We start from the raw sequence: 24,621 nt of genomic DNA on the forward strand, positions 1-24,621 counted from the left end.
TCCCCATGTTCCTGTCATTGTAGTAAGTGACTACATGCCTATCAACGGAACATAGGGCCCGTTACTGCTTTGTAGTACACCCCTACTCCCGCGACGAGCGGAGGTATTGTGTATGCAAATGCCCTGACCACCCCTGTTTCTAGGACAAAAGTCCCAATATCACCCAGGAACATAGGGTAAGTACCGATGACACCTGAGTCAATACGGGAACATTCCTGCTGTTCCCTATGTTACTTACTACTATAAAAGCAGAATGAGTGGTTCCTGTTACCAGGTACATGCGATCTTGACACCAAGACAGGAACATAGTATTGTAGTAATATCCGACCCCCTGCGCCCCATCAAGCCCAACCTCCCCCTTTCCCCACCTCTGTGCCAATCGTCGCCTCTCAGGGGTATTTGCACACACCATCCTCAGAGCTGGGGGCCATCCAAACCACAGCAGGTTCTTCGGGGGTCCCAAAATCCTGACCCAGGAGGCTGGCCTTCCAGCAATCCTACCCATTTTGGACGTCCCGAACGTTTCGACGGTGAAACGCTCAAGCGTTTGGACACCATTGTCACGCGATCCCCCTCACGTGAGCAGCCGAAACGATTGCGCTCGCTCCAGGAACAGGGGTAATGTTCCCACGAAGCCCCTCCGCCGCATCCTGTTGAGAAGCAAACAAAAAAGGCTCTTTTCGTCACCACGTCCAGCCTTTTCCACAAGGGTCGCCCACAGGTGGAACCCATCAACCAGCTTGCCAGGCGCATCAATCCGCAGCGCGCCTGCTCTTTTTTCGATGCACAAACCCCATCGAAAAAGCCCTCTACGCGCCCCGGTGTCGGTCACAGGAACATCCTCCGACTGGCTTCTTCTCTTTCTGTCCAGTAGACGAGAGAAAGGACACACCTCTTTTCAGAGGAGGACGCACGCACGATGAACACATCCCGTCGCATCGAACGCAGCAGAAGCGGGCGCCTGAACTGGCAGCCCCACCAGCCACATCCGCTCGACATCCTTTTCGAGGATGCCCAGACCGCACAAGAACAGGTCCTGAGCCACCTTCACGCGCTTCAGGCCACTGCCACCCAGCTCATGGCACAGCTCACCGCTCTCCAGGATCAGGAAGCCAGTGCTCGCCTGGCTCACGCTGAGACGACCGCACGGGAGGCCTTGGAACGCCGCTTCGCCTCGTGCAAACAGGCATCTCAACACACACTTCCTCACCGTACGCCGCCAACGCCTCACCGCACGCCTTCAGGCTGCGCAAGCAGCACTCGACCGTGCTGCTGAGTTGCTCTCGACGGAAGAAAGTTTCTTCGTCGACCAGCTCGCGACACGTGTTCAGGCCTCCCCTGAGGCTGCGCCCTCGGAGATGACCGCGGGCGACGATGGCTCAGAGATCGCCTCACCTGGTCCCACAGCACCTTCAGAGCAGGCATTCACCGTGCCCTCTCCAGAAGAACTGGGCTCGGTGGAACTGGCTCGGGCCGCCCTCAATCCCTTTGAACGCCGTCTTCCAGCGCTCCGTGCAGCCCTCATCCGGCGCACCGGCCACATCGAGCAGGATACGGTCTGGAAACGCGCAGGCCTCACGCCAGCGGTCAAAGCCCTCCTGCAAGCGCTTCAGCGGGCACGCAAAGCAGATCGCTCCCTCGACTCGCTTCCCCCATCACTCGTCACCGGCGTCGACCCTGAACTCGCCACATACCTCCTCACACATCGCATCACCACCGCCAGCGCAATCCCCGATGTCTTCCAGCAGGCGGCCTTTGCCTTCAAAGCATTTGGGCCAGACGGGAGGGATCGCTGGAAGGAGGGAACGCATCCCTCCTGCATCCCCCTCTCTCCCAGGCGCGACAACGCCTTCTTCCCCTTCACTCCCAATGCCAGAGCAGGCAGCCGCAAGAGCCCCGCTTCCTGACCACTCACCACGCCTCCTGGCCTCGCAGGACACACATCTCTCGTGCCGTTGGTTCCGGCTTCATGGGAACATCCCCCTGTTCCGATGAGCCAGGACACAGCGGCCCCGCCTTTCCTTCCGCACCGCTCCTCCTTACCAGCTCGCATCCCCTCACGTCTGAATGCTCTTCCCCCTTCACGGAGGAATCCCTTCCGCTCCCTGCCACAACGGCACCCCCACCACCTTTCAGAGCGTCTGCTGCTCGGTCGCCACAGATCCTCTTGGCTTCCCTGCTCCACGAACCCGAGCCAGCGGGGTTCCACCTCAACCACCCCAGCACAGGCCACACAAGACCCTTTTCACGCAGCTCCCTGCGCAAGCCAACGCAGATACTGGTGCCCCCTCAGCCACCTCCTGCCGAGAAGAGGGGAAGGCCCGTCTCTCAGACCACCAGCACACGAGCATTCCCATGAGAGAACACGGACCTTGAACCCCCTCCCTATCGGATGAGGGTTCCCTCATCCCCTACTCGTTTTGCAGGCACAGTTGAAATGCCTTCCCTGCGACGGAGAAGTGCAAGCAATCCCCATCAAGCGAAAACCGATACTCGCTGATCGGCAATCTCCCTGATGCTCTATAGAGCTGGACACACTGTTTTATTTTCTGTTCTATGTCTGCTTGCTGATCACCAAAGAAAAGCAGCGAGTCCCCATCTACCCGCATCGCAACCTCATCCGTTAAGAGATAGAGATAGATCGCCTCACGATTCCCGTGATATTTCTTGAAAATTCCTGGCACCAAAGCCTGAAGCTGTAAACAAAAAGCGGGGGATTTCAGCAAGACATCGACTGGCTCGGCAAATTGAACGTGCCTCTGTGGCAGCGCCTCGTATGCAGACCAATCGAGTGGTTTGCCCGGTTGATAGGAACCCGTGTGCATCAGCATATATGCGGCATCAATATCAAGGAGTCGTCCTTCAAGTCGACCCGAAGGACATTTGTCAGCGCAGAGGAAGATACTTGTAAGATTGGTATGAAGGTTACAGATCAGACGACCACTGGACTGAAGCTGATCAGTCCAGGCTTGCGGTACCTGACGAACACCACATGTCGCGAGAATACGGTCATAGGGTGCATACTCGCGACACCCTGCAAAGCCATCATCATACAAAACAGAGATATTCCCTGTTGGTGAGAGCCTCCGTTTCGCTGCCTCAAGCAATCCCTCTTGTATGTCAATACTGATAACCTGCCCTCCAGCCCCCACAAGAAAGCCAAGGAGGGCCGCATTATAGCCTGTCCCGGTTCCAATCTCTAGGATCCGTTGCCCCGGTTGAATCTCTAGGGCCTCCAATTGAAGAGCCATAACGGATGGTTGAGAACTTGAGCTGAACGGCCTCTCCTTGTCATCTATTGCTGTCACTAACACTTGATCCTGATAGACCTGCTGGGTGCTTGCAGGTACGAGCTTCCAGGAGAGACCATTTTCACGCTTTTGATAGTATTGGGATACGAACTCCTCCCGTGGAATATGAAGAAAAGCCTGGCGAATAGCCGGTTGAAGGGGACGCTGAAGCCGCTGCTCAATGTGTCGCACAAGGTGTTCTGTATCGGTCATCTGCTACCATGTTCCTTTCACTAAGAGATCTGCCAGCGTTCGATACAGCGGAACTCCACACTGTCGATCGAGCCAGCCAAATTGTCCTACGGGATTGAGTTCGAGAAAAATGTATTGCCCCTCCGCAGTGAAAACGAGATCGATGGCTGAGTAGACAAGGGAATAAGCACGATTCATTGCAAGCAAAGCCTCTCGTATCTGATCCGGCAAACAATGGGGAGCATAGCGTATTTGGCTGTAGTCAACGCGAAAATCAACGTACGTTTCCTCGGTGAGTCCATAGATCTCAACAGTAAACACCTCATTTCCAATGAGAATCGCACGCAAATCACAGCGTTTCTCGATAAACTCCTGAAAGAGGTGAGCACATGCGCTCACCCGATGGGCCTGAGCAATCATATCTCGGGGAACGCGAGTCGTATAGAGGCTCAAAGGGATACCCCCCTCATCAATATACCAGGGATACCCCATGAGTTTATAGATCACATTCCCATGACATTCCTCATAAAACGCAAGAAAAGCCTCAGGAGAATTGGTGATGAGCGTACGAGGCACCGCCAGGCCCACCTTCTGGGCAAGTTGCAGCTGGTGTGGCTTATGACCAGCGGCGCGAATCGCATCCACTGGATTGACCCAAAAAGCCTCCAGTCCCCGAAGCCATCCCCATACTCCTGCCTTCGATTCACGCTCAATAAACAAGCGCTCCAATGGAGGTAATGTCTCATCCCCTGCAATAGGGCGAGGCCGACGATACCAGACACTGGTGATATCTTCTAAACAGATGTGCTTTTCACAAAAGGTCAGCGTGCTTCTCTTCCTTTCAGATGAGAGGCTTGCCTCAAATGAGATTTGGGCGGAGAATGCCCCTGGATCAAAGATGAACCAGGGGTAGCCGAGCTTGTCTAGCTCGGCTACCATGCGCTGGACATGTGCGTCTTCATCAGGATGAGATAAGATGAGAACTGCCATGTCGCCTCCTAGTCTTCATCATCAATGCAATCCAACTTACTTTTTCCATCGTCAGACGTTTCATCGCACGATCGTGTCGTGAGATCGCGTGTCTGAGAAGAGACGGATGCTGAGATCCGAGGAACCTTCAGGAATTGCATTCCCATCGGGGAATCGGGACGAGCCTGGATGGTTTCCACTTCTGAAGAATGAAAAGCTGCCACCGTTTGTCTCCTTTCGATCTTACTAGCATACAGTATACTCTTGTCTTTTGATCGTAACATATATGTACTCACATATAGCTCACATAACACTCATATTTTTCTCTTTTCACTTTTACCCTGCTTGCTTGCTTCAATCTTCTCAAAATCCGTTCCACTTGCACAGAGTGCTTCAGGAGAGATGATTTCTCTTCACTCTTCCCTTTTTTATTTGTCAACCTGGAGGGCGGAAGAAGTGTATGCTACACCAGAAACAGCTAGCATTTCCTCCTTCTCTGATCAGGAAAATGAGAGGTGCTCTCAGCAGAGCAGAGAGATGAATGCATGAGGGAGACAGGCAGAAGAGCAAAAGCACATGTGTGTTTTTTCGTTGCTCCTGGTCTTGACGGAAAAGAGTGTCTTTCACAGACTGGTATGAAACGGGAAAACGATATCTTCTTCGGTAGAAAAGCAGCTTCATTTCTGGTATACCTCTGCAATATGTGGGATACGAATTGAAAGAGGCGAAAAGATCTTCTTTCTCTTTTTGACGTCAAAAAGAGAGGAGCAAGTCTTCTTGCATTTTCTATCTCGTATTTCTTCTGCTCTTTCCTTGCTTTTTGGTGTCTTCCTTGCTCCATCAAGAATCGTCTCCCCGCACCAGAAGCGACAGGAGCATTCTCCTCTCAGGTGAGGAAAATGAGAGGCAGAAGTGGAGGAACAAGAGAACTGCGCTCTGATATGCTAGAAATGGAACACACGAGCAATGCGATTTCAAGCAGGAAAGCTCATTCCGCATTTGGTACTGCTAGCATACTTCATTTTCAGAGAGAAAAGAACATATCACAAACAATGGTCCAGAGGAATATTTCTCCTCAAGTGGGTAGAATAGCAGCACTATTTCTGCTATACTTCTAGAAGCGGCCTCACTTGAAAGATACGTGCGTATCTTGAGATGATGCGTATTTGCTCTATGGGAGATGTGAAAGCATGCAAGAAGATAGGCAACGAAAAAGGCGTCAACAAACAAGAATACGCTTTTCTACATTCGGGCCCATGCATCTGGAACTCTGTGGCCAAGGGAGGCCGAAGGGAATCATCCCTCAAAAATCAGCGGTGTTTCGGGGCCTCCTCACCATCCTGTTGTGCGCCGAAAAGTACAGCCTCTCTCGCTGGCGGTTGGCCCAACTGCTCTGGCCTCACGTCGAAGATGCACGCTCTCGCATCCATCGTCTGGACGTTGCGCTGAGCTCGGATCGGCTCCATCGAGTAGACCCGGAATTAGAACGGAGAATGCTCTTTGTTGAGGAAGAGCGTCGCCGAATCACCCTGCGAGGGCCGCTCTGGTGGGATGTCGCTGCCTTTCTTACGCTCGTCAAGGAAGCGGAAACGTCTCAGGAGCAACCTGAAGTAGCATTGCCGTTGTGGCAAGAAGCTGAACAGCTCTCTCGGCGAGGGCTCTTTCTCTCAGATGACCTGGAAGCGCCCTGGTATGAGCTTCAAGCCGTGAGGGCTGTGCGCCTGCGCATCGAGAAAGCACGCCAACAGGTGCAACGAGGACTGGCGCTCGGACTCTTCGCGACGGCAAAAGCGCTGGAAGAGGCACACCTTCAGCTTCAGCTCTATTTTGAGCAATACCCTACAGATCGTGCTGCGGTGGAACACCTCCTTCACCTGGCAGACCGCTCTCACCAGCATCAAGAGCTCGTTCTTGACGTGCTTTCACAGGTTCAGGGACGGCTTGATGCCGCGACACGTGCACGATGGCCACTTTTCCCTCAAACAGCATATAGAGCAGATGAGAAAGAGAAATCTTCATCAACAGAGCGACTTCTCTTGTCCCGATACCCAACATTTTCCACCTCCTTTCGTCTCAAACACCTCATCTATAGGGACTTCCTGGGCGATCTCACGAGATCAGCTTGACGGTTTGCTTGCTGAAGCACGACAGAATATCGCAACCCTGAAAGCATGTCTGTTCTCCGATCCGGAGGAGCAATGCAGTGTGACGCATTCGTCTTCTTTCCAAAGGGAGGAGTATATGTTCCCACACGATCCCACAAAAAGACAATCCCTTTTGCAGTTCGCAGCCGCTCTCGGAGTGCTCCTAACTGGCTCTCACGTTTCGGATACGCCCGCGCTCAAACAACCATTCGCTTCGTCTGAAAAAAGGGAGAAAGCTGATCCAACGCTCCTTCATCGTTTTGAGAATCTCTTACTTGAGAGTTGGACGCTTCTCAATTGTAATCAGTTTCCGCTTGCGGAACGACTCCTGATGAGCTTCCTTCCCTCTCTTTTGGCATTTCCTGTTGAAGAAAAGATGGCCAGACTTGCCTCTATAGGGCTACGTTTACAAAGCGTGCTCGCTCATCATCGACTTGATCTATCTCAGAAGCTCACAGTGTGTCAACAAGCTGTGACCTTTGCCCAACACGGTCATGACCATACTATTCTGGCTGCTGCGCTTGTAGAGCTGGCAAACGCATATGAATTTCATGGAGACGTCGCTAAAAGCCTGCTCACACTTCAGGAAGCACTGACCGTAGCCCCCCACACAACGCCTCTCATACAGTCCCGTATCTATTCGAATAACGCCGTCTTGCTTGCCCAAACAGGAAGAAAGAGAGAAGCAGAATGGTATATCCAGTATGCACAGGAGATCTTTCCGGATACGCCGCACCAGGATCCACGCTCTGTCTTCGCTGATTCTAGTGTCTATACGCTTGCGTATCATGCGGGACTCGTCGCTTTGGCACTCGGGAAGTTACATCAAGTCTCTGACGCTTTCACCCTTTATCAACAACGGCCTGCTCAAGGCACAATGCCAGAACGGTTGCGTTTGGAGATCTGGAATGGACACAGTAAGGCCGCAATTCAAATGAATGAGCTGGAGCATTATGCTGCTTTGCTAACAGATTCACTATCCAGTGCACAAATGCTTGGCAGCAAGAAGCGCTATCAGGAGGCAGTGGTCATCTTTCAGCAAGAGCTTCCAAGCACGTGGAGAAAGCATGCCCTCCTCCGAGAAGTTGCAGCAACATATGGTTTACAAAGGGGGACCCTATGAAACTGCTTCTGCTTGGTTTTGGCAATTTTGGAACGCAGTTCTTTGATGTATTGCTGCTCTCTTCTCGGTATTGGTTCCCATCGTTCCATGTAATGGTCGCAGGCCGGCGCTTAGAATATATCCAGCAGCGCACACAATTAGCCATCTGTGCGGCCCACCAATTGGGCCTCTCACCAGAAGTAAGCTATGCAATGCTGGATCTGTGGAACGAAGAGCAGATAGCCACTCTACTCTGGAGCTTCCAGCCTGATGTGATTTTTACAACCGCAACGATGTTACCATCCTCAGCGATTACACGCTTACCATCGCCACTCGCTGAAAAGTTGAAAACGGCTGGAGCTGGTCCGTGGTTGCCCTGGTCACTGGTACTGCAATATAAACTCATGCGAGCTGTGCAGCAAACAGGCTTGCATCCACTGGTGCTTATTGGAGCATCACCCGATAATGCGCCAGCAGTACTCGCAAAAGGAGGGCTCACGCCAACGACAGGAGTAGGCAATGCCGGGAATCTTGTCCCTGCACTCCGGCGAGCCGCGGCCGCACAACTTCATCTTTCAGCTGAGCAGGTAGAAATCTACTTTGTTGGGCATAATCATGTTGTTCACCGACTCAGAACGCTTGGCACTCCTGGCGATGCCCCCTATCATCTCTCAGTACGAGTAGATGCACAAGATGTTACTCCCAGGCTCAATCAAGCAGCCCTTTTTCAGCAGATCCCATCAATGGTGCGGGAATATACTCAGATCCTCTCTGCATCCTCAGCGGTCGCTGTTCTGGAGAACCTTTGGAAGAAACAGGGACATCTCTTTCACGCCCCTGGTGCCAACGGATTACCCGGCGCATATCCCTTCCGTGCAACCGCCAATGGTGTGGAAGTCGTCCTTCCGCCTGGACTCTCATTACAAGAGGCCATTCGTTTGAATGTGGAGGGACAAAAACGAGACGGTATCGAACGAATTGAGCAGGATGGCACCATCTGGTTTTCAGCAGATCGGATGCAACCACTGACGGAAGTTCTCGGATACCAGTGTAGACGCTTGCCTTTAACGGAACTTGAAGGGCGAGCGCAAGAACTCTATCAACGGTTCTGCCAGGTGGCTGAAAAAGATGGTAAAAGCGCAGAAGGAGCGAAAGAATGAGAGGAGGAGTTTCTATGGCGACGTGGGAAGAGATGGCTTCTACGTTTTCGCGTGTAACAGATACGTTGGGCACGAAGATTGACGCCGGAATTTTTGACACGGTTGTCGCCCTCAACATGCTCGGCATCCCAACAAAGCAATCGTGTGAAGGACATCTGGATTGGGGGGTCCCTTACCCCTGGGTTGCTCTCCAGGGCGAAAAGGAACACTGTTTGCGACTCTATCGGTATCTTTCAGCTTTCTACGCGCAACACCCTCTCTCCCTCGATACCGTGCTCATCCTTCACGGGATTCGGCTTTGCAGCAATGGAGCCCGGTTTCACGAGCACTTTTCGGGGAAGGAGCGTGAGCAGAAGCTGCGCCAGTATCAGGATGAAATGCAGGCTTTCACCCAATTTCTGAAAACCCTGTGTTCGGCGCCAGATCGCTCAACATGAGAATGAAGAGAAGGATCCACCTCGTGGGGAAGATTTCCCTGCGGGGCTTTTTCTTTGGCTGCCGACTGGAAAGCACCATCTGTCCACCGTGTCCGTACCTCGTGCAACGCTTTCCTTCTCAACACCTCCGATGAGCCGTTGCCACCTGATACGTTCCCCATCTCGCTGGTTTCACGCCGCACCCACCCACGACACAGAAGGCTGTCTCCTCCTCTCTCCTCGACGCACGGACCCCAGGGCCAGGCGTGATGCAAGTAAACAGCAGGCACCCGTTCAAGCAATCCTCCACGGGCACGGAAAAGGAAAGATTACGACTGCAATGCTTGGAATGAATGACGAAGGACGTGAAAAGCAGACATCCATCGTCGATCACGTGTTCTGAAACATACCATGAACCGAACGGAACGCATGATGTTCGACATGGACACTTTCCTGACCATTCGGTCTGTCATGAGCGATGGTTGTTGTCACATCTTGGTGCCAGCAGTACCAGTGAGGCCCGATCACAAACCGAGTCTCTTGCGTTCCCACGTGCGCCCATTGGCCCTTGTGAACCAGTGGATCGCTTCCAATCTGAGCGGAATTATTTCCGCTTCACCGGACAGTCTCTACCCACTGCCACACCTCAGCCAATTCAACTGTCTCATGCGTAACCTGCCCCGAGCGGCTGCGCCTGATGCAGGTACAGACTGAGCGTCTGCAAGAAGCTCCCACCAGCTCTGGGGGGAATTTCGACGGCGGTCCCCACTCGATGCAGCCGGCGAGGGAGAGCGGGCGAGCAGGCAGGATACCGTGCCCATTGGCGAGCCGCCTTCGTCTGGGCTGGGAGGAAGGCGTGAAGCGGCTATGAGCCATCACGGGCAAATGGGGTCATCACTGGTGACGGGATTGCCGCAGCCAACCACACTGATCATCCCCTGCTTGACACTCTACTGCGCGATTGTGGCAGTGCAAAGGGACAGCAGCAGCGGAATCATGCGCACTTTGGAATGGTCGTAGTGGCGCCTCCCAAGCCGGATTGTCGGCTTGAGCATCCCCTGGAATGTCTCCGTGCAGCAGGTGTGTGCCACACTGCACGGGTTTTGCCGACTCCACCAGAACGACTGCACACCCTCGCGGGTCTACATACCAGACTAGCGGCTGGTATGGCAAGACCCTTCGCCTGTCACAGGCTTCATGCCCAACGTGTCGTCCCTTGTTGGCCTTCGCTAACCTGCTTGTATAAAGTTTCTATGTTGTTTCACACAAAGCGGTTCAGAGAGGAAGAAAATCATTGGAATGCCTTCTGAGCCTAGCTGCTTCACCCCATCTTGATATGCTTGAGGACGGATAGAGGCCTTTAGCGTCTCCCCACAACGAGTATGCACCAACCCAGAAAGAGGTGGTCATGACCACCTCCAGATGGTACGTCGCCTGTTTGTCCAGCCTATACCTCCAATGCGTCAACACTCCCAGCGAGCCATCTGCTGCACTACTTGCATATCCAACATTAATTTGCCCGATTTTTCATATTTATAGATCATCTATTCTTAGTAATTTCTTCATACTACTTCTTGTACAGCTTATCAAGCCGTCTACAAGGGGAGACAGATAACCGCCTTTTTGGGTATTCTTTTCTCACACAAAAGCGGTACATCTGGCTCACAGTAAAAGAAAGCTGCCTCCTCCATATTCCGAAATACGAAACTGGAGAAAGCAGCTCGCTTTCAGTGCTGGATTAGTAAGTGCACGCCGTATTGGTATCGCTCGGGCACCCCTGAGCACAGGTACAAGTCTGGCAGGTATTGTTTGTCAGACAACCCGGCGTGCAATTAAAGAACGAAGTAATTTGAGGAGTCGCGTTTGCATCTTCCTGCTCATACTTAACGACCTTGATCTCCAGCTTAAAGTCTTCATGTTGAGGCATATAAGTAATTCCTTTCATTAAAAACATTGCCTGACATTGCACATTTTTGGCGTACAGGCATTTCTGCTTTTATTATATCCTAAATATAGAGAAAATATGAGATAAATTTATCACCTAAAATATAGATTAATTAATATTAACAACATATTATATTAGTCATTTTATTTAATGTTACAAATCACTATTTTATTCTCGTTTTTCTAGTTATATTTATTCCTATAAAATGATTTTTGTTGCTTCTAAGATAGGATTTATCTAGCATGCAAAACAACCTATCGCGATCAAAACCACGTCCTTGGAAAGTACTGCTTTCAGACAAGATGCGAGGTCAGGTACTGGAGATTATTCACCAAGTAGCCAGGCGTATGGACGACCCCAACACCATAGCCGCGATAGCGCAACAAGCCTTAAACCAATCATCAGTTCCTGGAAAGTGGATACCATCCTCTTTCTCGTTTGGCTTCGCTGGAATCGCTTTTATGTATAGCGTTCTCGCACGCAGCTTCCCAGAATCAGTCTATATCCAGACTGCACATCGCTTTTTCTCTCTTGCAGTACAAAGCACACAGCACTACCCTCTTTTCTCTCCCGCCCTGTTTGATGGAACCAGTAGCATGGGAACTCTCTTAAGCCAACTCTGCCATATAGATTCGCGATATCTTCCCCTGAAAAGGACATTGGATCATAACCTATGCGAACAGATTCTCTCGTTTCCTCTGCCTTGTAACGAACAGCGAGGCGTAGCAGCCAGTGAATACGATGTAGTGAGTGGAGCTGCCGGTATACTCGCCTATCTGCTGACCATTTCCGAGCAGGAAGAGATTACTCGCCAGGCTATCGAGAAGCTTCTACAGTATCTTCTCTGGCTTACCAACCTCAGAGAAGATGGGCTATTTTATCGCTGGCTGATTCCTTACTCCCTGCTCAGTACAGGGAGTAAGCGTCAAGAATACCCGCAGGGGATGTATGACTGTGGGCTTGCTCATGGTATAGCCGGTCCTCTGGCTGCTCTTGCTTGTGCCTACAGAGCCTACGATAAACATGATGTTTCTTCCGCCGAAATTGCAGGTGCGATCCAGCGCTGTGCCACCTGGTTGATAGAGCAGCAAATTACTGACGAGTGGGGTATCAATTGGCCTGCTGCCGTGAACATTGCAGGCCCACAAAAGGAAGCTAGGGCTGCCAGGTGCTATGGAGCACCTGGTATTTCATGTGCACTTTGGCTCGCAGGAAAAGCGCTCTCGCGCACAGCCTGGAGACGTTTGGCTATAGAGGCACTAGAAGCTGTTCTTCGGCGGCCAGCTGCAAAAACCTGGCTTATTTCACCGACCTTCTGCCATGGGCTGGCAGGGCTGCTTCAGATTTGTAATCGCTTTGCCCATGAAGGAGATAGCGGCCTCATTTGCTCCCGTATCTCGTCCCTTACAAGCCAGATTCTTGATACTTTTCACTCTGACTATCCTCTTGGTTTTCGTGACCGAGAAGAGAGTAACCGAGAGGTAGATCAAATTTCATGGCTTACTGGAGCCCCTGGAATAATTATGGTCTTGCTCGCAACTGCAACTGATGTTGAACCCTCATGGGACCACGCCTTCTTATCTCATAACAGTGTTTCTAGATAGAGAGGACATATTACAAGCATGGAAAAACAAGAAGCTCTCTGGTATCGGCACGCTTCCTTCTTTATGCTCCGTTCACCCGTACTATCAACAAATACATTTTTCAAGCACTTCCCGCTACAGATACGGATCAACGTGAAACATGCCATCGTGCTCTTTTAACTCTAGCAGCCGATCCCTTGATTGCACGCGCACTAGCCGTTGCCAGCCCGACCCTCCTCACGGCAATCAAAAACATTCAGCAGCAGAAGAAGGCCACGCGTCGCAATCGTGTGTATTCGCGGCTGCTCCGCTATATTGTGCGCATGAGTACGCGTCCCACCCCTTTCGGTTTGTTTGCGGGGGTTGGTCGAGGAACACTCGAAGATCAGGCTGCAATACAACTTGCGCCCTCATCGGCATGGCAGTCCAGAACCCGTATCGATATGAACTGGCATATCGAGCTTATTCGCTACATCGAACAGAACCAGAAGTTTCGTTCCTCACTCAACGTCATCGCTAATCAAAATACGATCGTTGGTACCTCACAAATTTTCTGACCCTACGCCGATATCCATGGGCAGGGTCAGAACAGCTCTGTCTATATCAATAGAACTCCGGCAGTACACCCTATTCTCCAGCATGCAAGTACACCCATTCCCCATACCGAACTTGTCCGTATCGTGCAACAGCACTATCCACAGGTGCCAGAAGCGCAGATACAGTATCTTTTGCAGACATTATGGGAAAATCATTTCCTCCTCAGTGATCTACGCCCGCCATTAACAGAGGTCTCCCCTGCTCATTATCTCCTTGAGCATATCCCGGATACCTCCGAGCTTGGCCCAGTTCGCGAAACACTGAAACAGGTCCTGCTCAAAATAGAACACTTTGATCAAGCTGAGGCTACCCGGAGTATAGCCATTCTAGAAGAAATCCAACATATACAAAAGACGCTCGATATACCACTTCACAGTAATACCGGCATACAAACAGATACTGCATTAAAGCTGACCTCTGCCATATTACCTCGAAGCATCGGCGAAATTGCCAGTCAAGCAGTGCAGATTCTTTTGCGGCAAAGCAGGGTATATGGCATGCCGCACCTTCATGAATATCGAATGGCTTTTCTCGAAAAATATGGGCCACATGCTGAAGTGCAGCTTCTGGAACTCCTTGATCCCGGGAAAGGACTCGGCGCTCCTTCAGGCTACCAGTATCCCCCCAACAGTTCGCCCTTTCAACTCCCTGGCACGCTCCTGCAACCACCACCCGAGACCAAGCACTTATCACACTGGTTCATGAAGCACTGAATACACATGCCCGCCAGATCACGCTCACAGATGACACGCTCAAGAAACTGGAAGTGCAGCCAGCAGAACCTGATAATATGCCCCGCTCACTGGAAATCTATCTTCAGCTTCAGGCAAAATCACAGGAAGCCTTGCAAGGTAACGAGTGGCAAGCCGTTATTGGCCCCAACAGCGGTTCTCTCTCCGGTGGTCGGACGTTTGGGCGTTTCTGGGATATTCTTGGACAAGAGTGTGAGCAGGATCTTCGCACGCTCATCGAACAGGAGGAAGCATTAGCTCCGAACGCTATTTTTGCCGAGCTGATCTATCTACCTATTCGCTCACGTACCGCGAATGTTGCCACGCGCCCCTCACAACGACGCCAGGATCTGAATCTCACCGTGAACGCCAATCAATGTGTTGCTCTGGTTGGAGCGAACGGCGCGGGTAAAACAACGCTCGTCAAACTTTTGACACGGCTCTATGAACCCTCTGAAGGTGAGATCCTGATAGATGATATTCCGCTACAGGAGTACAATTTGCAGGATGTCCGGCGACATATCAGCGCCATTTTCCAGGACTTTGTGCAATATGCCAGCCCTGCCTATGATAATATCGGCTATAGAGCAATCGAACACATTGAGAACAAAAACCGCATCGTTTCCGCCGCCGAAAAAAGCGAGGTGGCAACGGAGATCGAAACCTTGCCACAGGGCTATCAAACCATACTGGGCCGTATTTTTGAGCATGGACAGCAGCTTTCGGGTGGGCAGTGGCAGAAGATTGCCCTGGCCCGGGCCTTCGTGCGTGATGCCGCTATTGTTATTCTGGACGAACCAACTGCCTCGATTGACGCGGAAACAGAGACAAAAATATTTGATAAGTTGAAGGAAGTAACTCAAGACGTCACTTCTCTCATTATTGCGCATCGCTTTTCGACCGTGCGAGTAGCAGATCGCATTCTTGTGCTGGAAGACGGACGTCTTATAGAAGATGGCTCTCATGAAGAACTTCTACGTCTGCAGGGCAGATATGCACACCTCTTTCAGCTTCAGGCAGCCGCTTATCAATAGAGACAGAACAAGGAAGCAACCCCAACTGGCGAGCTGCTTCCTTTCAAGCACGTGTCACGAGTTCAGCCATGATAAAGAGCCCTATCAGTTGTATCTCTCTTCCTGGCTCGCTGCTGAGCATGACGCTTTCTCCGCAGCACATAGCCATCTTCCAGGGTTGGTGTGACCGACGTGAGCGGTAGCGTCATTTCTGGAGGGCTCCCGACCACTCGATAATGAATACCATCCAGCCGCGGAATCATCGTCATTATCTGTAGCTCAGATGGAAGCAAGACCTCGCGATTAGCGACAAACTCCCAGGTGTACCCTTCAGCTTCCTGCAATAGCGTGCGAATATGGCCCGCAAAAGCCACCTCTCCTTTGTCTAAAATCGCGATAGTATCACACGTTTGCTCAACACCCTCCACCACATGAGTGGAGAGAATCAGGATTCGTTCCCCTGCCAGTTCAGTCAACAGTTTCCGCAGATGAATCCGCTCTTCCGGGTCAAGGCCCGCCGTTGGCTCATCCACGATCACCACCTGAGGATCACCAAGCAACGCCTGCGCTATTCCCAGACGCCGCTTCATCCCTCCTGAAAAGGTCTTGATCTTCTTTCTAGCTTTTGGGGCAAGATTCACGATATCCAGCAGCAGGGCAATCTGTTTGCGGTATGCCCTGCGATCAGACAGCCCCTTGAGCAACGCGAAGTATTCCAGAAACTCTTCAGCCGTCAGATCTGGATAGACTCCAAACTCCTGAGGCAGATAGCCCAGACGAGCACGCAACTGCTTCCGTACCACAGCCCGGGCGATATCCTGCCCGTTAAAGAGAATCTGCCCGCTGGTTGGCTGAATCAGGGTTGCAAGCATCCGCAGCAGTGTTGTCTTACCAGCACCATTTGGTCCAAGCAATCCAAACATCCCCTCTCCGATACGGAGATGAACATCTTGCAAAGCCGGACTCGTTTTCCCATATCGTTTTGAAACCTGTTGTAATAGCAGTTCCATCAAATCTCTCCTTCTTTGCTTTAGAGAGGAATAGCAGAGAGTAAGGCTTCATCCCGCCGTATCCGCAGGCGAACCCCGATTGCAATAAGTATGCCGATGCCGAAGAGGAGCGCACGGCTGCTCCACCAGATTGATGAATCAGGGAACCAGATGCTGAGCGGGACAAAGAATGGCAGAAGCACCGTATAGTTCAGAAAGAAATCTTTCATCAGGAGCTCAAGCAGGAGCAGAAGAGCGCCCAAGACGCCTCCCATCGCACTGTGACGCGAAAACAGTGAGGCGATCAACGCGAGCAGAGTAAAAAGCCAGGTCGGGACAAACCACATACAGAAGAGCCGCCAGGGTGTGTCAGACGAGCTATAGTGAAGTCCCAGCGCATATGTCCAGCCGACAAAGCAAGCGTTCATCACCCCCAGGATCAGCCAGATCAGCAGCACGCGCCCGAGGATGATCTTCCAGCAACCAACCCGGGAAGCAATCAGCAGTTCAAGCGCCGGGTCATTGACCAGCACGGTACTTCCAAGCATACAGGCTATCAAGCCTGCTCCCGCTTCCAGCACAAACCGACAGAGCTCATACTGATAGATAAGCGGATAATGAATCCAGACCATGAGACGAAGAACCAATGCCGCACCCACAAAACCAAGCAATACCAGGAACAACACATACCAGCGCATTACCCGCAGATGATACCAGGCCAGCCTGAACTGTGCACCAAGCAACAAGGACAGCGTCGGCGCTCGAACCGCACCAAGACGACGAGAAACCTTCATGCTCCCTCACCCTTTCACGCGCAAGCCGATATTCGGGCGAGAATCTCCAACACGAGCGCTAACAGCAACAACAAGAGAAGCGCTAGCGTGGGAACAGCAACAAGATTTGCAATGGCATTGGTCAGCGTAAACTGTTGCGACGAATCCGCCACACCAGAGGTATAAAACCAGTATCCGACAGCAAAATAGCCGGTTGGGCTCAAAATGGTTGTCGCGATAGATGGCCATCCCAATGGAGCAAGTATGGCCCAGATCCAGAGCAGAGGAAAGCCTATCTGAGCCATGCGCAAGGGAACCAACGAGGCAAAGAACAGCACAAAAGCCACAATCAACAGGCAGGCAGGCAGCAACACAACACAGAGAGCCAGCAAGCAGGGCAACAGAATCCCCACTGTGACTCCTGCCACCAGATAGACGCTGAGAAAGAGCAGAAAACTGAGTACGCAGGGCACCATCACGGCAAGACAGTTACCGCAGAACTTCCCCAGCACATAACAGACTGTATGTAACGAGGTTGCCTGCTGAATATCAGCAAGGCCAAGCCGTTGGTCGCGCACAATACGATCGACAACCAGCAAGCCGGCAACAAAGCCTGACAGCCCAGTAAAAAAGCTGAAACGGGTAAAGATGATAAAATGAGCGGCTTCCTGTGAACTGACCTTCGTCAGGTAGGTTGAAACCTGTATGGAGAGATTCATCCCTGTGAGCAGAATGAAGATGATCGTGGCCCCGGCAAACGCCAGCCAGAACCCCCGGCGGCGCCACTGCATCAGCAACTCCACTTTCACCAGCGCCACCACTTGCCCTGTTATCCGGGAGATTCGCTTTGCTTGTAATGGAACAGCATGGTAGGTATGAGAAATCATCACAATGCAGATATCCTTTCTCCGGTTCTTCGTGCACTTCGTCTGGCAAAGATCCATAATGCGACCAGACATACAAGACTGGCCAGAGGGAAAAGCAGCGCACCCTGATGCCAGCAGGGTTCATACATCTGTTTCAAAAAAGTGTCCTGTGGCAGATAACTGAGCGCCCGCAGGAGCCACAGAATGCCGCTCCATCCAAGCGCTACACCTGCACTCGAAAGGGATGCAACAAACAGGGCACAGGCAACAAGCCCACAAAGAGGAGCAAAGATCTCTGTCAGCGCCCATTGAAATGTCAGACTCGGCTCCAGCAGCCACAACAACCAAACGCCTATCAGCACCGTCCCCGTTGTCACAACAAGAACGAGCAGGAATCGCAGCAAGAGCAAGTAAAAGATTGGCGTATTTGTCGTCCGGGCCAGCGCATGAACACGCAGATCTTCAGCCGAAAAGAGAAAAGCCATACAGCCTGCCGTAAAGAACGAGACCAGAAAGGCAAATACTGCTGAAACCAGGTGGACTGCATTCAAAAGCGGCAGCGCAGTAAAGGTGGCCAGCCCCCAGTATCCTGACATACACAACATCAGAAACAAGGGCAAGATCAACACATCCCGGCCAAGCAGCCGCCATTGCATCCGGAGCATACCGACCATGTTTCCCCAGAAGAACCAGCCGCGCCGCCTGACTGGCTGATAGAGAAAGGGAAGCGCCTCCAGACGAGGAGTAGCTTCTTCTAATTGGCTTTGAATTGCCTGCCAGAGAGGTGTTTCACGAAACGGAAAGTTGACCGCTTGCTGTCGCGTCGCTACTGCAAGCGCTCGCAACTGCCTCACTTCTTCCCTACAGGCAACACACTCCAGGAGATGGCGAGTCAGCGTTTCCTGCATCCGCTCGTCAAGCCTCTTGTTCACATACTCTGGAAGCAATGGTTCATACTGGCAGGATCTCTTTTTATTCATGGGGTATAACCTCCCTGAGTTCGGCATCCTGTAACAAAGCAGCTAACGAGCGCCGTGCGTAGCTTAAGCGACTTTTCACCGTCCCGACCGGGACACGAAGGATATGAGCAGCTTCTTCAACAGTGAAGCCCTGAACGAAAAGCAGATCCAGAACTGCACGGTGTTTGGCACTCAGATGCTCAATTGCTTGAAGAAGATGCAGCCGCTGAATCACGCCTTCTTCCAGCGAGGCCCCATAGCTTGCACTATCCTCGGCCTCATCAGGCTGCTCCTCCAACCAGCGACGACGCTTGCGTTTCGCGTTCATAGCCAGGTGATGGGCAATCCGAAAGAGCCATGTCGCCACACTCGCCTCTCCACGATATGAGCCAGCAGCGTGCCAGACGCACAGGAATACCTCCTGTACCAGATCTTCAGTCCAGGCACGATCTTGTTCAAGTACAGTCCAGAGATACCCGTATAGCCGCTTATTGTACCGTTTATAAAATTCATACAGGGCAGCATGGTCTTTTCTTGCAATCATTGTAATAAGTGTGTTATCATTTTTCAGAGGGAATTTGCCTTTCTTTTTAAAGAAACTGCTATTCAGGTCCCTGATTTTTCTGCCTCTATAAGTAGAGTGTCAAAACAGCACCAAAGAGTTCAAAAGAAATCTCTCATATCAAAAAAAAGAAAGAAGGTGATCGATTTCGGACCGAAACCGGCTCCTCCAATTGAGAAGAAAAACCATATCGAAGAGCTGTAAGAAAGGCATCTCTACAACAACCCCTTTGTATAGTGTATAGAAGGATAAAAGCATAAGGAGAGATATGAGCATGAAGGAAGCGCTTCCAACCATTATTGTAGAGGATGATCCGATCATTCAGCTCGGTTTGAAGCCCTCGTACAGCGCTAGCCGCGCGCCTCTGGGAAAGACACCAGCCTTTGGTCGCTTCTCTTGCTGGTACAGGTGTGCTTCGAGAGCATGGAATTGACACGTGAACTGATCACGAATGAAGCCACCTGACAGGTAATTCTGCTTCTAGGACTCAACTGAAAACATGTCAAGTACCGCATCGGCAGCCCCCGACCTGTTGTATCACAAAAAACGGTGCGAGATCGACTGACGGCCAGGCAAGCCAACAGCCTGCCTGGGCCATTGGCTTTCTCGACGAGGTGAGGTGGAGACCGTGACTGCAAAACTGCGCAGTTTTTCCGACTCCAAACAGGAGCGATCACATCTCCTTGCAAGTCTGTATGCCTGGCTGGCCTTACATAATGTCTTCCTCTGGCAAAGGCCAACGTGGTCGTCCCTTGGCGGCCTTTGCCAGGTTCGTTGTCTGAGGTTTCCAATGTGTTTCACACACCAAGCCGTTGAACAGAGCGAAAGAGACATTCGTTCTCAGCCATATGGTGATCAGCACACGTTTCACTGAAGACGCTCCCCCCTTACGCCTGACCTCACCCTCAAACGTTCGACGACAAGAGCATTTCTTTTTCTCGTGTTTTTGGTCTCTTTTTGGGGGAGAAGCCAGACGAATTTGCCCTCTTCCCGCCGCCTGAGAAGCCATCTTCTCGTTTTTGGTCCGGATGAGCGCCGCGCATCCGTTTTCCTTTGTTCACCCTCCCGTTTTCTTCTTTCATCTCTCCTCTCACCTTTTTTCTCTTATCCACATCAAAAACACTTACTTTCCTCTCTCCCCTCTCTTCCAGCAGCTCACCCAGCTTCCAGGACAACGCCGCCCATTCCCCCCTCCCCTTCATGGTCTCGCCGATCCGTTTGTCACTCCCGGTATACTGTCTGTAGAGACATAAGTCCTTGCCGCCGGGACGGTTTGGCGGTCGGTCCTCGCTGTGGGGACGCACACACAGCAACTCCCTGTCGCCGGGAGGATGAGGCGACTGTCTCTTCGCTTTCGGGACACATCACAGCGGTCCCCCTCGGTCAGGACGCCTGCCGTCTCGCTCGCTCCTGGTGGCGCGCGACACCGCATAAAGCTGCCTCACCGATCGGACACGCGAAAGCGATCCCTGCTACCGGGATCATGTGGTAGCCCCGCCTGGACACACACCGTCTCCAGGCACCCTGCTGGCTGGGGAGACACCAGCAGCTTCTTTGTGCAGTCTCCCAACAAGATGGTCGTTTGAAGCAAGAAGGAAAGGAGGACACAGGATGTAAAACCCTGAGATCGCAGGTTGGTGCGTTCCGCTCCAGCCAGGGGACATGCTGTCCTCCTTTCCCTCTGTTCGAAATGGAGAGGAGTCCTATGGCTCGTCAGCATCCTCGGTTCGCACCTCGTCGTCGTCACCAGCACGTGACACCCGCCTCTCAGGGAGCATCATCGCCCCTGCGGCTGCTCGAAGCAGAACTCCACCGGCTCACTCAGCGGACGCGGGAACTGAAGGCTGCTTTGCAGCAAGCTCACCACCGCATCCAGCACGCCGAACAGGAGGCCCAGGCTCAACGCGACGCACAGCTTCTCGCGCTTCGTGAGACCGTGCACACGCTCTATGAGCGCCTGCACACGCAGATCCAGCAGGAGCACGCCTTCTGGCAATCCCGCCTGCGCCGGCCACTGGCCAGCACATGGCTCGCCTTCTTCTTCGGGAGCATCATCGGGGATCATCGGACTGAAACGGTGATCCATGCCTATCGCGAGCGGTGTCTGCGCCAACAGAACACGCCCTCCGCGGCGGTTCGGGAGCTGACCCGCAAGCTGCATCAGACAGAACGCCTGCTGCACCGCATCCAGCAGCAACCGCTTCAGGAGAGCAAGCAGTTGCGGCAGGCTCGGTCCGAGGCCTTCGAGCTCACACGGCACCTTAATGCCGTTGAGCGACAGATGCAGACCATCCGTCTCAAACTGGTGGAGCTGCGCATCCGCCAGTCCTGACAGCATGCTGCACGATCTCTTTCGAGGTCGTGCTCTTTATGCTGCCCGCATACCCACCGCGCGCCCCCCTCCCTCGGCGCGGTGCAGCCTGTTCCCACCATCTCTCTCACACCCTGCTTCACCCCAGATCTCCCAACCATCCACCCGCATGTACGGGACATCCCTCCCTCTGCCAGCCTGGCACGAGGTTTCTCAGCATGTCCTGCATCCAAACACCCGCAAACGCTGTTCCCTTGCCCCCTGCTTCGCGGAGCAGGGGCTTCCCGAGAAAGAAAGGAGTTGTTTGCTCACATGTCCCAGAGAACACGATCTCCTCGCGAGATCACCCCTGCCCTGCGGAGACGGTCTCACAACGGACCGTGGGAGGTGCAGCCATGCTGAACGCGCCTCCTTTGCCCCGGGCGTCCTTTCTGAAGGCGGCTTTCCCGCACACCTGTCGGGAGGCCGCCTTCTTCTATGCTCGCCACGGTCTACCTGTGTTCCCTGTCAACGGCAAAGTGCCCTACCCGCGGACCCGCGGCTTCCATGAAGCCACCACTGACGCGGAACAGATCTCCTGGTGGTGGCGGCGCTGGCCTGAGGCCAATGTTGCCATCCCGACCGGCTCTCCCTCGGGTTGGACGGTGCTTGACATCGATGGGCGCCATGATGGCTTTGCTTCCCTGCGGCACCTGCAAGCCATGCTCCAGCATCGCTTGCTTGACCTGCACCAGGCGCCGTATGCCGTGCTTGCCACCCGCATTGCCCATACCGGCTCCGGACGGCATCTTGTCTTCCGCTCCCCGGATTCACGTCTACGCTGCACCGTCCAGTTTGCGGGCCTGCCCGGCATTGATCTGCGGGGTGAGGGCGGCTACATCGTCGTCCCGCCTTCGCTGCATCCCAATGGGCGGCACTATCGCTGGCACTCGTTTGCTCCTATCGCCCCCTTTCCCTCGCTGCTGCTTGATCTCGTGCGCCAGCGCGAACGGTTCCGGCGCCTCGCACTGGCACGCTCCCACCCTGCCCTCTCCGCTCCATCGCAGCAGCCAGCGAGCACGCGAGGCGCTCAGAGCATCACCCCAGACGACTGGCTTGCGCGAGCGCTGCAACGGGCCCGCGTCGGCACCCGTCACACCTGCGCGCTCTGGCTGGCCTGTCGGCTGATTCAACAGGCCCGGCTCACGCCCGCGCAAGCGGAGCCCTACCTGCGCGCATACGCTGCGCGTGTTCCAGGCGGCGGGCACGACTACCCGGTCTCCGATGCCCTCCGTTGCTTGAGCTGGGCCCATGCCCAGCTCTCCTAAGCGTTCCGATCCCTCCTGAAGCCCTGCCCCCGCCGGGGTGGGGCCGTTTCTTTTGTTCATCTTTTCCACATGAAAGGAACACCGATCATGAAACATATCACACCCGATTCCGTCTCACGACAGACCCTTCCCGCATCCGTTACTCAGACCCTTGCCTGTATTGAGCTTGTCCAGCAGCTCCGCGAGACCCAACGCCCACCCACCCCCGAGGAACAAGCCCTGCTCTCCCAGTTTATGGGCTGGGGCGCGCTTGCTCCCGCCTTTGAACCCACGCCTCGCGAACACTGGCAGGAGATCGCAGCCCGTCTGCGCCTGGTGCTCGGTCCCGAGGGCTTCGCGGCTGCCAGCGCCGCAACCCCCACCTCCTACTTCACCGATGCCCCGCTCATTCGCGCCCTCTGGCACCTGGCTGAGGGACTCGGCTTCACCGGGGGCCGTGTCCTCGAACCCGGCTGTGGCAGTGGTGCTGTCCTTGCCGCAGCTCCGCCTCAGCTCTCCCTTTCTACCACCGGCATTGAGCGCGACCCCTTCTCGGCTGCCCTGGCTCAACTCCGCTGCCCTCAGGCACGGATCCTCTGCACACGCCTGGAACAGGTGATCATCCCCGCTCACAGCTACGACCTGGTGATCGGCAACGTCCCCTTTGGCAAAATCCCCATCTCCGATCGAGAGACTGGAGGCCATCGCTTCCCTCTGCACACCTACTTCCTCTGGCGGGCCTTGCAAGCCCTGCGTCCGGGCGGTCTTGCCCTGCTCATCACCTCCCGCTATACCCTTGATGCAAGCAGCCCCGCACACCGTGCCGCACTGGCCGAACAGGGCTATCTCCTCGGCGCGCTCCGCCTCCCAGCCGGGGCCCATCGTGCCGCCGCCACCGAGGTCGTCTCGGACTTGCTCATCCTGCAAAAGCGCGCCGCGGCCTGCTCCTGGCAGGGCTCCCCCTGGCTCCAGACGACGGAGGCACTGCTGCCGGGTCTCGCCCTCAACGAGTACTTTGCCCACCAGACGCAGAAGATGGTGGGCACTCCCGCCCTCACGCGCAACCAGTTCGGGGATCCCACCTTCACCTTACGCGCCCCGCAGCCCTTCGAGGCTGCATTGGAACAGGCCGTGTGCGCCCTGATCGAGGAGATCACCGCGCAGGGGGGCGGCTCTCTGCCCCCCACGATTACACCCGGTTGGACCCCGACCTCCTGCCGCAGCGAGCCGACGGGCGCCAGGAGCGCTCCTACCATCTGCTGGACGGTCGTCTCGTTCAGGTGCTTCACGGGGAACTGGTCCCCATCACGCGGATGAGCGCTGAGCTCACCGCTCTGGTGCAGTTGCGCGAGGCCACGCGAGAGCTCCTGGAGGCCGAGCGCGACCTTGACCGGCCCGATGAGACCTTGCTGCCCCTGCGGCAGCAGCTCAACACGCTCTATGATGCCTATGTGGCCAGCTATGGCCCACTCCATCGCGCCACCCTGATCCAGGGCACCCCCGACCCGAGACCGGGGAACCACGCCTCTCCCGTCGGCGCCCGGCTGCCCTGGCCGCCTTTGCGCAGGATCCTGATGCTCCGCTGGTGCTGGGGTTGGAGCGCTATGATGCTGCCACCCAGCACGCCGAGAAAGCCCCGCTCTTCTTTGAGCGGGTGCATGCGCGTCCGCAGCGCAAAACGACCGCCGACACCCCGGCAGAAGCGCCGGCCCTCTGCCTGGACGAGTGTGGAA

At 53.9% G+C, this 24,621-nt stretch carries 26 protein-coding genes and 2 pseudogenes; 17 read left to right on the plus strand and 11 right to left on the minus strand.

The window, feature by feature from the left end; genetic code table 11:
* Positions 1 to 574: 574 nt before the first annotated feature.
* Complete coding sequence (locus EI42_RS29945) at positions 575 to 832, minus strand: hypothetical protein (RefSeq protein ID WP_111326339.1); 258 nt, start codon at positions 830 to 832, stop codon at positions 575 to 577.
* Between the two features lie 87 nt (positions 833 to 919).
* On the opposite strand from EI42_RS29945, the gene EI42_RS29950 reads away from it, so the two are divergent.
* Together EI42_RS29950 and EI42_RS29955 are read left to right on the plus strand one after the other, a co-directional pair.
* Positions 920 to 1,276, plus strand: coding sequence for a hypothetical protein (locus tag EI42_RS29950; RefSeq protein WP_111326342.1), 357 nt, complete (start codon positions 920 to 922; stop codon positions 1,274 to 1,276).
* 1 nt (position 1,277) lies between these two features.
* Positions 1,278 to 1,907: a hypothetical protein gene (locus EI42_RS29955; RefSeq protein ID WP_111326345.1), complete on the plus strand. Its 630-nt coding sequence runs from the start codon at positions 1,278 to 1,280 to the stop codon at positions 1,905 to 1,907.
* Between the two features lie 504 nt (positions 1,908 to 2,411).
* On the opposite strand, the gene EI42_RS29965 is transcribed toward EI42_RS29955, so the two are convergent.
* Both EI42_RS29965 and EI42_RS29970 read right to left on the minus strand, forming a co-directional pair.
* Positions 2,412 to 3,503, minus strand: coding sequence for a protein-L-isoaspartate O-methyltransferase family protein (locus EI42_RS29965; protein ID WP_111326350.1), 1,092 nt, complete (start codon positions 3,501 to 3,503; stop codon positions 2,412 to 2,414).
* Positions 3,504 to 3,506: 3 nt separating this feature from the next.
* Positions 3,507 to 4,472: an MvdC/MvdD family ATP grasp protein gene (locus EI42_RS29970; RefSeq protein WP_111326353.1), complete on the minus strand. Its 966-nt coding sequence runs from the start codon at positions 4,470 to 4,472 to the stop codon at positions 3,507 to 3,509.
* Positions 4,473 to 5,707: 1,235 nt separating this feature from the next.
* Here EI42_RS29970 and EI42_RS29980 point away from each other — a divergent pair.
* The 4 genes from EI42_RS29980 to EI42_RS29995 all read left to right on the plus strand — a co-directional run bounded on the left by EI42_RS29980 (position 5,708) and on the right by EI42_RS29995 (position 9,294).
* A complete protein-coding gene (locus tag EI42_RS29980) occupies positions 5,708 to 6,577 on the plus strand; it encodes an AfsR/SARP family transcriptional regulator (protein WP_211326417.1) in 870 nt (289 codons plus the stop codon).
* 115 nt (positions 6,578 to 6,692) lie between these two features.
* The gene (locus EI42_RS29985; RefSeq protein WP_111326362.1) at positions 6,693 to 7,718 is read left to right on the plus strand and encodes a hypothetical protein; all 1,026 of its coding nucleotides are present in this window, start codon (positions 6,693 to 6,695) and stop codon (positions 7,716 to 7,718) included.
* Entirely contained in the window at positions 7,715 to 8,857 is a 1,143-nt protein-coding gene (locus EI42_RS29990; protein ID WP_111326365.1) for a hypothetical protein, read from the plus strand. Before EI42_RS29985 ends, EI42_RS29990 begins: the two co-directional genes overlap by 4 nt.
* A 14-nt stretch (positions 8,858 to 8,871) precedes the next feature.
* On the plus strand, positions 8,872 to 9,294 hold the full coding sequence (locus tag EI42_RS29995) for a hypothetical protein (RefSeq protein ID WP_111326368.1): 423 nt from the start codon (positions 8,872 to 8,874) through the stop codon (positions 9,292 to 9,294).
* Positions 9,295 to 9,663: 369 nt separating this feature from the next.
* Here EI42_RS29995 and EI42_RS32955 read toward each other — a convergent pair whose 3' ends face one another.
* The gene (locus EI42_RS32955) at positions 9,664 to 9,825 is read right to left on the minus strand and encodes a hypothetical protein (protein ID WP_170143019.1); all 162 of its coding nucleotides are present in this window, start codon (positions 9,823 to 9,825) and stop codon (positions 9,664 to 9,666) included.
* 315 nt (positions 9,826 to 10,140) lie between these two features.
* On the opposite strand from EI42_RS32955, the gene EI42_RS32960 reads away from it, so the two are divergent.
* Positions 10,141 to 10,293, plus strand: coding sequence for a hypothetical protein (locus tag EI42_RS32960; protein ID WP_170143020.1), 153 nt, complete (start codon positions 10,141 to 10,143; stop codon positions 10,291 to 10,293).
* Positions 10,294 to 11,011: 718 nt separating this feature from the next.
* Here the strand turns inward: EI42_RS32960 and EI42_RS30000 are convergent.
* Positions 11,012 to 11,200 (minus strand): gallidermin/nisin family lantibiotic, encoded by a 189-nt coding sequence (locus tag EI42_RS30000; protein ID WP_170143021.1) that lies wholly within the window; start codon positions 11,198 to 11,200, stop codon positions 11,012 to 11,014.
* A 365-nt stretch (positions 11,201 to 11,565) separates the two neighbouring features.
* Between EI42_RS30000 and EI42_RS30005 the strand changes: the two genes are divergently transcribed.
* The 4 genes and pseudogenes from EI42_RS30005 to EI42_RS34595 all read left to right on the plus strand — a co-directional run bounded on the left by EI42_RS30005 (position 11,566) and on the right by EI42_RS34595 (position 15,163).
* The gene (locus EI42_RS30005) at positions 11,566 to 12,822 is read left to right on the plus strand and encodes a lanthionine synthetase C family protein (protein WP_170143022.1); all 1,257 of its coding nucleotides are present in this window, start codon (positions 11,566 to 11,568) and stop codon (positions 12,820 to 12,822) included.
* Between the two features lie 18 nt (positions 12,823 to 12,840).
* Entirely contained in the window at positions 12,841 to 12,981 is a 141-nt protein-coding gene (locus tag EI42_RS33590) for a hypothetical protein (protein ID WP_211326418.1), read from the plus strand.
* A 17-nt stretch (positions 12,982 to 12,998) separates the two neighbouring features.
* Positions 12,999 to 14,111: pseudogene (locus EI42_RS34110) on the plus strand (lantibiotic dehydratase).
* Complete coding sequence (locus EI42_RS34595) at positions 14,108 to 15,163, plus strand: ATP-binding cassette domain-containing protein (protein WP_281279002.1); 1,056 nt, start codon at positions 14,108 to 14,110, stop codon at positions 15,161 to 15,163. Before EI42_RS34110 ends, EI42_RS34595 begins: the two are co-directional and overlap by 4 nt.
* Before the next feature lie 62 nt (positions 15,164 to 15,225).
* Here EI42_RS34595 and EI42_RS30025 read toward each other — a convergent pair whose 3' ends face one another.
* The 5 genes from EI42_RS30025 to EI42_RS30045 are packed head-to-tail and all read right to left on the minus strand — an operon-like array spanning position 15,226 to position 19,273.
* Positions 15,226 to 16,152: an ABC transporter ATP-binding protein gene (locus EI42_RS30025; protein WP_111326386.1), complete on the minus strand. Its 927-nt coding sequence runs from the start codon at positions 16,150 to 16,152 to the stop codon at positions 15,226 to 15,228.
* A gap of 20 nt (positions 16,153 to 16,172) precedes the next feature.
* Positions 16,173 to 16,925 carry a hypothetical protein gene (locus tag EI42_RS30030; RefSeq protein WP_111326389.1) on the minus strand — a complete coding sequence of 251 codons (753 nt, stop codon included), beginning with the start codon at positions 16,923 to 16,925 and terminating at the stop codon, positions 16,173 to 16,175.
* A 14-nt stretch (positions 16,926 to 16,939) separates the two neighbouring features.
* On the minus strand, positions 16,940 to 17,794 hold the full coding sequence (locus EI42_RS30035; RefSeq protein WP_137686263.1) for a hypothetical protein: 855 nt from the start codon (positions 17,792 to 17,794) through the stop codon (positions 16,940 to 16,942).
* Positions 17,791 to 18,750 carry an anti-sigma factor gene (locus EI42_RS30040; protein WP_111326394.1) on the minus strand — a complete coding sequence of 320 codons (960 nt, stop codon included), beginning with the start codon at positions 18,748 to 18,750 and terminating at the stop codon, positions 17,791 to 17,793. Before EI42_RS30040 ends, EI42_RS30035 begins: the two co-directional genes overlap by 4 nt.
* Positions 18,743 to 19,273, minus strand: coding sequence for an RNA polymerase sigma factor (locus EI42_RS30045; protein ID WP_111326396.1), 531 nt, complete (start codon positions 19,271 to 19,273; stop codon positions 18,743 to 18,745). The genes EI42_RS30040 and EI42_RS30045 overlap by 8 nt, the downstream gene beginning before the upstream one ends.
* A 292-nt stretch (positions 19,274 to 19,565) precedes the next feature.
* Here EI42_RS30045 and EI42_RS32965 point away from each other — a divergent pair, with 292 nt between their 5' ends.
* On the plus strand, positions 19,566 to 19,724 hold the full coding sequence (locus EI42_RS32965) for a hypothetical protein (RefSeq protein ID WP_170143025.1): 159 nt from the start codon (positions 19,566 to 19,568) through the stop codon (positions 19,722 to 19,724).
* 472 nt (positions 19,725 to 20,196) lie between these two features.
* Here the strand turns inward: EI42_RS32965 and EI42_RS30050 are convergent, their stop codons facing one another.
* Positions 20,197 to 20,466 carry a hypothetical protein gene (locus EI42_RS30050; protein WP_137686262.1) on the minus strand — a complete coding sequence of 90 codons (270 nt, stop codon included), beginning with the start codon at positions 20,464 to 20,466 and terminating at the stop codon, positions 20,197 to 20,199.
* 98 nt (positions 20,467 to 20,564) lie between these two features.
* On the opposite strand from EI42_RS30050, the gene EI42_RS32170 reads away from it, so the two are divergent.
* The 5 genes and pseudogenes from EI42_RS32170 to EI42_RS30070 form a co-directional block, all read left to right on the plus strand.
* The gene (locus tag EI42_RS32170) at positions 20,565 to 20,783 is read left to right on the plus strand and encodes a hypothetical protein (RefSeq protein WP_137686261.1); all 219 of its coding nucleotides are present in this window, start codon (positions 20,565 to 20,567) and stop codon (positions 20,781 to 20,783) included.
* Positions 20,784 to 20,996: 213 nt separating this feature from the next.
* Positions 20,997 to 21,623, plus strand: coding sequence for a hypothetical protein (locus tag EI42_RS32175; RefSeq protein ID WP_137686260.1), 627 nt, complete (start codon positions 20,997 to 20,999; stop codon positions 21,621 to 21,623).
* Between the two features lie 374 nt (positions 21,624 to 21,997).
* A complete protein-coding gene (locus EI42_RS30060; protein ID WP_170143026.1) occupies positions 21,998 to 22,909 on the plus strand; it encodes a bifunctional DNA primase/polymerase in 912 nt (303 codons plus the stop codon).
* An 87-nt stretch (positions 22,910 to 22,996) separates the two neighbouring features.
* Positions 22,997 to 24,205, plus strand: coding sequence for a class I SAM-dependent methyltransferase (locus EI42_RS30065; protein WP_111326406.1), 1,209 nt, complete (start codon positions 22,997 to 22,999; stop codon positions 24,203 to 24,205).
* Positions 24,169 to 24,621: pseudogene (locus EI42_RS30070) on the plus strand (hypothetical protein); the annotation flags it as partial. The gene EI42_RS30065 and the pseudogene EI42_RS30070, both read left to right, overlap by 37 nt.

The organism is Thermosporothrix hazakensis (assembly GCF_003253565.1).
Taxonomy (GTDB): domain Bacteria; phylum Chloroflexota; class Ktedonobacteria; order Ktedonobacterales; family Ktedonobacteraceae; genus Thermosporothrix; species Thermosporothrix hazakensis.

Excerpts from the sequence above, each read along its gene's own strand:
- EI42_RS29950 (WP_111326342.1), top strand. The coding sequence starts at position 920 with ATGAACACATCCCGTCGCATCGAACGCAGCAGAAGCGGGCGCCTGAAC.
- EI42_RS29965 (WP_111326350.1), bottom strand. The coding sequence starts at position 3,503 with ATGACCGATACAGAACACCTTGTGCGACACATTGAGCAGCGGCTTCAG.
- EI42_RS29970 (WP_111326353.1), bottom strand. The coding sequence starts at position 4,472 with ATGGCAGTTCTCATCTTATCTCATCCTGATGAAGACGCACATGTCCAG.
- EI42_RS29980 (WP_211326417.1), top strand. The coding sequence starts at position 5,708 with ATGCATCTGGAACTCTGTGGCCAAGGGAGGCCGAAGGGAATCATCCCT.
- EI42_RS29985 (WP_111326362.1), top strand. The coding sequence starts at position 6,693 with ATGTTCCCACACGATCCCACAAAAAGACAATCCCTTTTGCAGTTCGCA.
- EI42_RS29990 (WP_111326365.1), top strand. The coding sequence starts at position 7,715 with ATGAAACTGCTTCTGCTTGGTTTTGGCAATTTTGGAACGCAGTTCTTT.
- EI42_RS29995 (WP_111326368.1), top strand. The coding sequence starts at position 8,872 with ATGGCGACGTGGGAAGAGATGGCTTCTACGTTTTCGCGTGTAACAGAT.
- EI42_RS32960 (WP_170143020.1), top strand. The coding sequence starts at position 10,141 with ATGAGCCATCACGGGCAAATGGGGTCATCACTGGTGACGGGATTGCCG.
- EI42_RS30000 (WP_170143021.1), bottom strand. The coding sequence starts at position 11,200 with ATGCCTCAACATGAAGACTTTAAGCTGGAGATCAAGGTCGTTAAGTAT.
- EI42_RS30005 (WP_170143022.1), top strand. The coding sequence starts at position 11,566 with ATGGACGACCCCAACACCATAGCCGCGATAGCGCAACAAGCCTTAAAC.
- EI42_RS33590 (WP_211326418.1), top strand. The coding sequence starts at position 12,841 with ATGGAAAAACAAGAAGCTCTCTGGTATCGGCACGCTTCCTTCTTTATG.
- EI42_RS30025 (WP_111326386.1), bottom strand. The coding sequence starts at position 16,152 with ATGGAACTGCTATTACAACAGGTTTCAAAACGATATGGGAAAACGAGT.
- EI42_RS30030 (WP_111326389.1), bottom strand. The coding sequence starts at position 16,925 with ATGAAGGTTTCTCGTCGTCTTGGTGCGGTTCGAGCGCCGACGCTGTCC.
- EI42_RS30040 (WP_111326394.1), bottom strand. The coding sequence starts at position 18,750 with ATGAATAAAAAGAGATCCTGCCAGTATGAACCATTGCTTCCAGAGTAT.
- EI42_RS30045 (WP_111326396.1), bottom strand. The coding sequence starts at position 19,273 with ATGATTGCAAGAAAAGACCATGCTGCCCTGTATGAATTTTATAAACGG.
- EI42_RS32965 (WP_170143025.1), top strand. The coding sequence starts at position 19,566 with ATGAAGGAAGCGCTTCCAACCATTATTGTAGAGGATGATCCGATCATT.
- EI42_RS32175 (WP_137686260.1), top strand. The coding sequence starts at position 20,997 with ATGGCTCGTCAGCATCCTCGGTTCGCACCTCGTCGTCGTCACCAGCAC.
- EI42_RS30060 (WP_170143026.1), top strand. The coding sequence starts at position 21,998 with ATGCTGAACGCGCCTCCTTTGCCCCGGGCGTCCTTTCTGAAGGCGGCT.
- EI42_RS30065 (WP_111326406.1), top strand. The coding sequence starts at position 22,997 with ATGAAACATATCACACCCGATTCCGTCTCACGACAGACCCTTCCCGCA.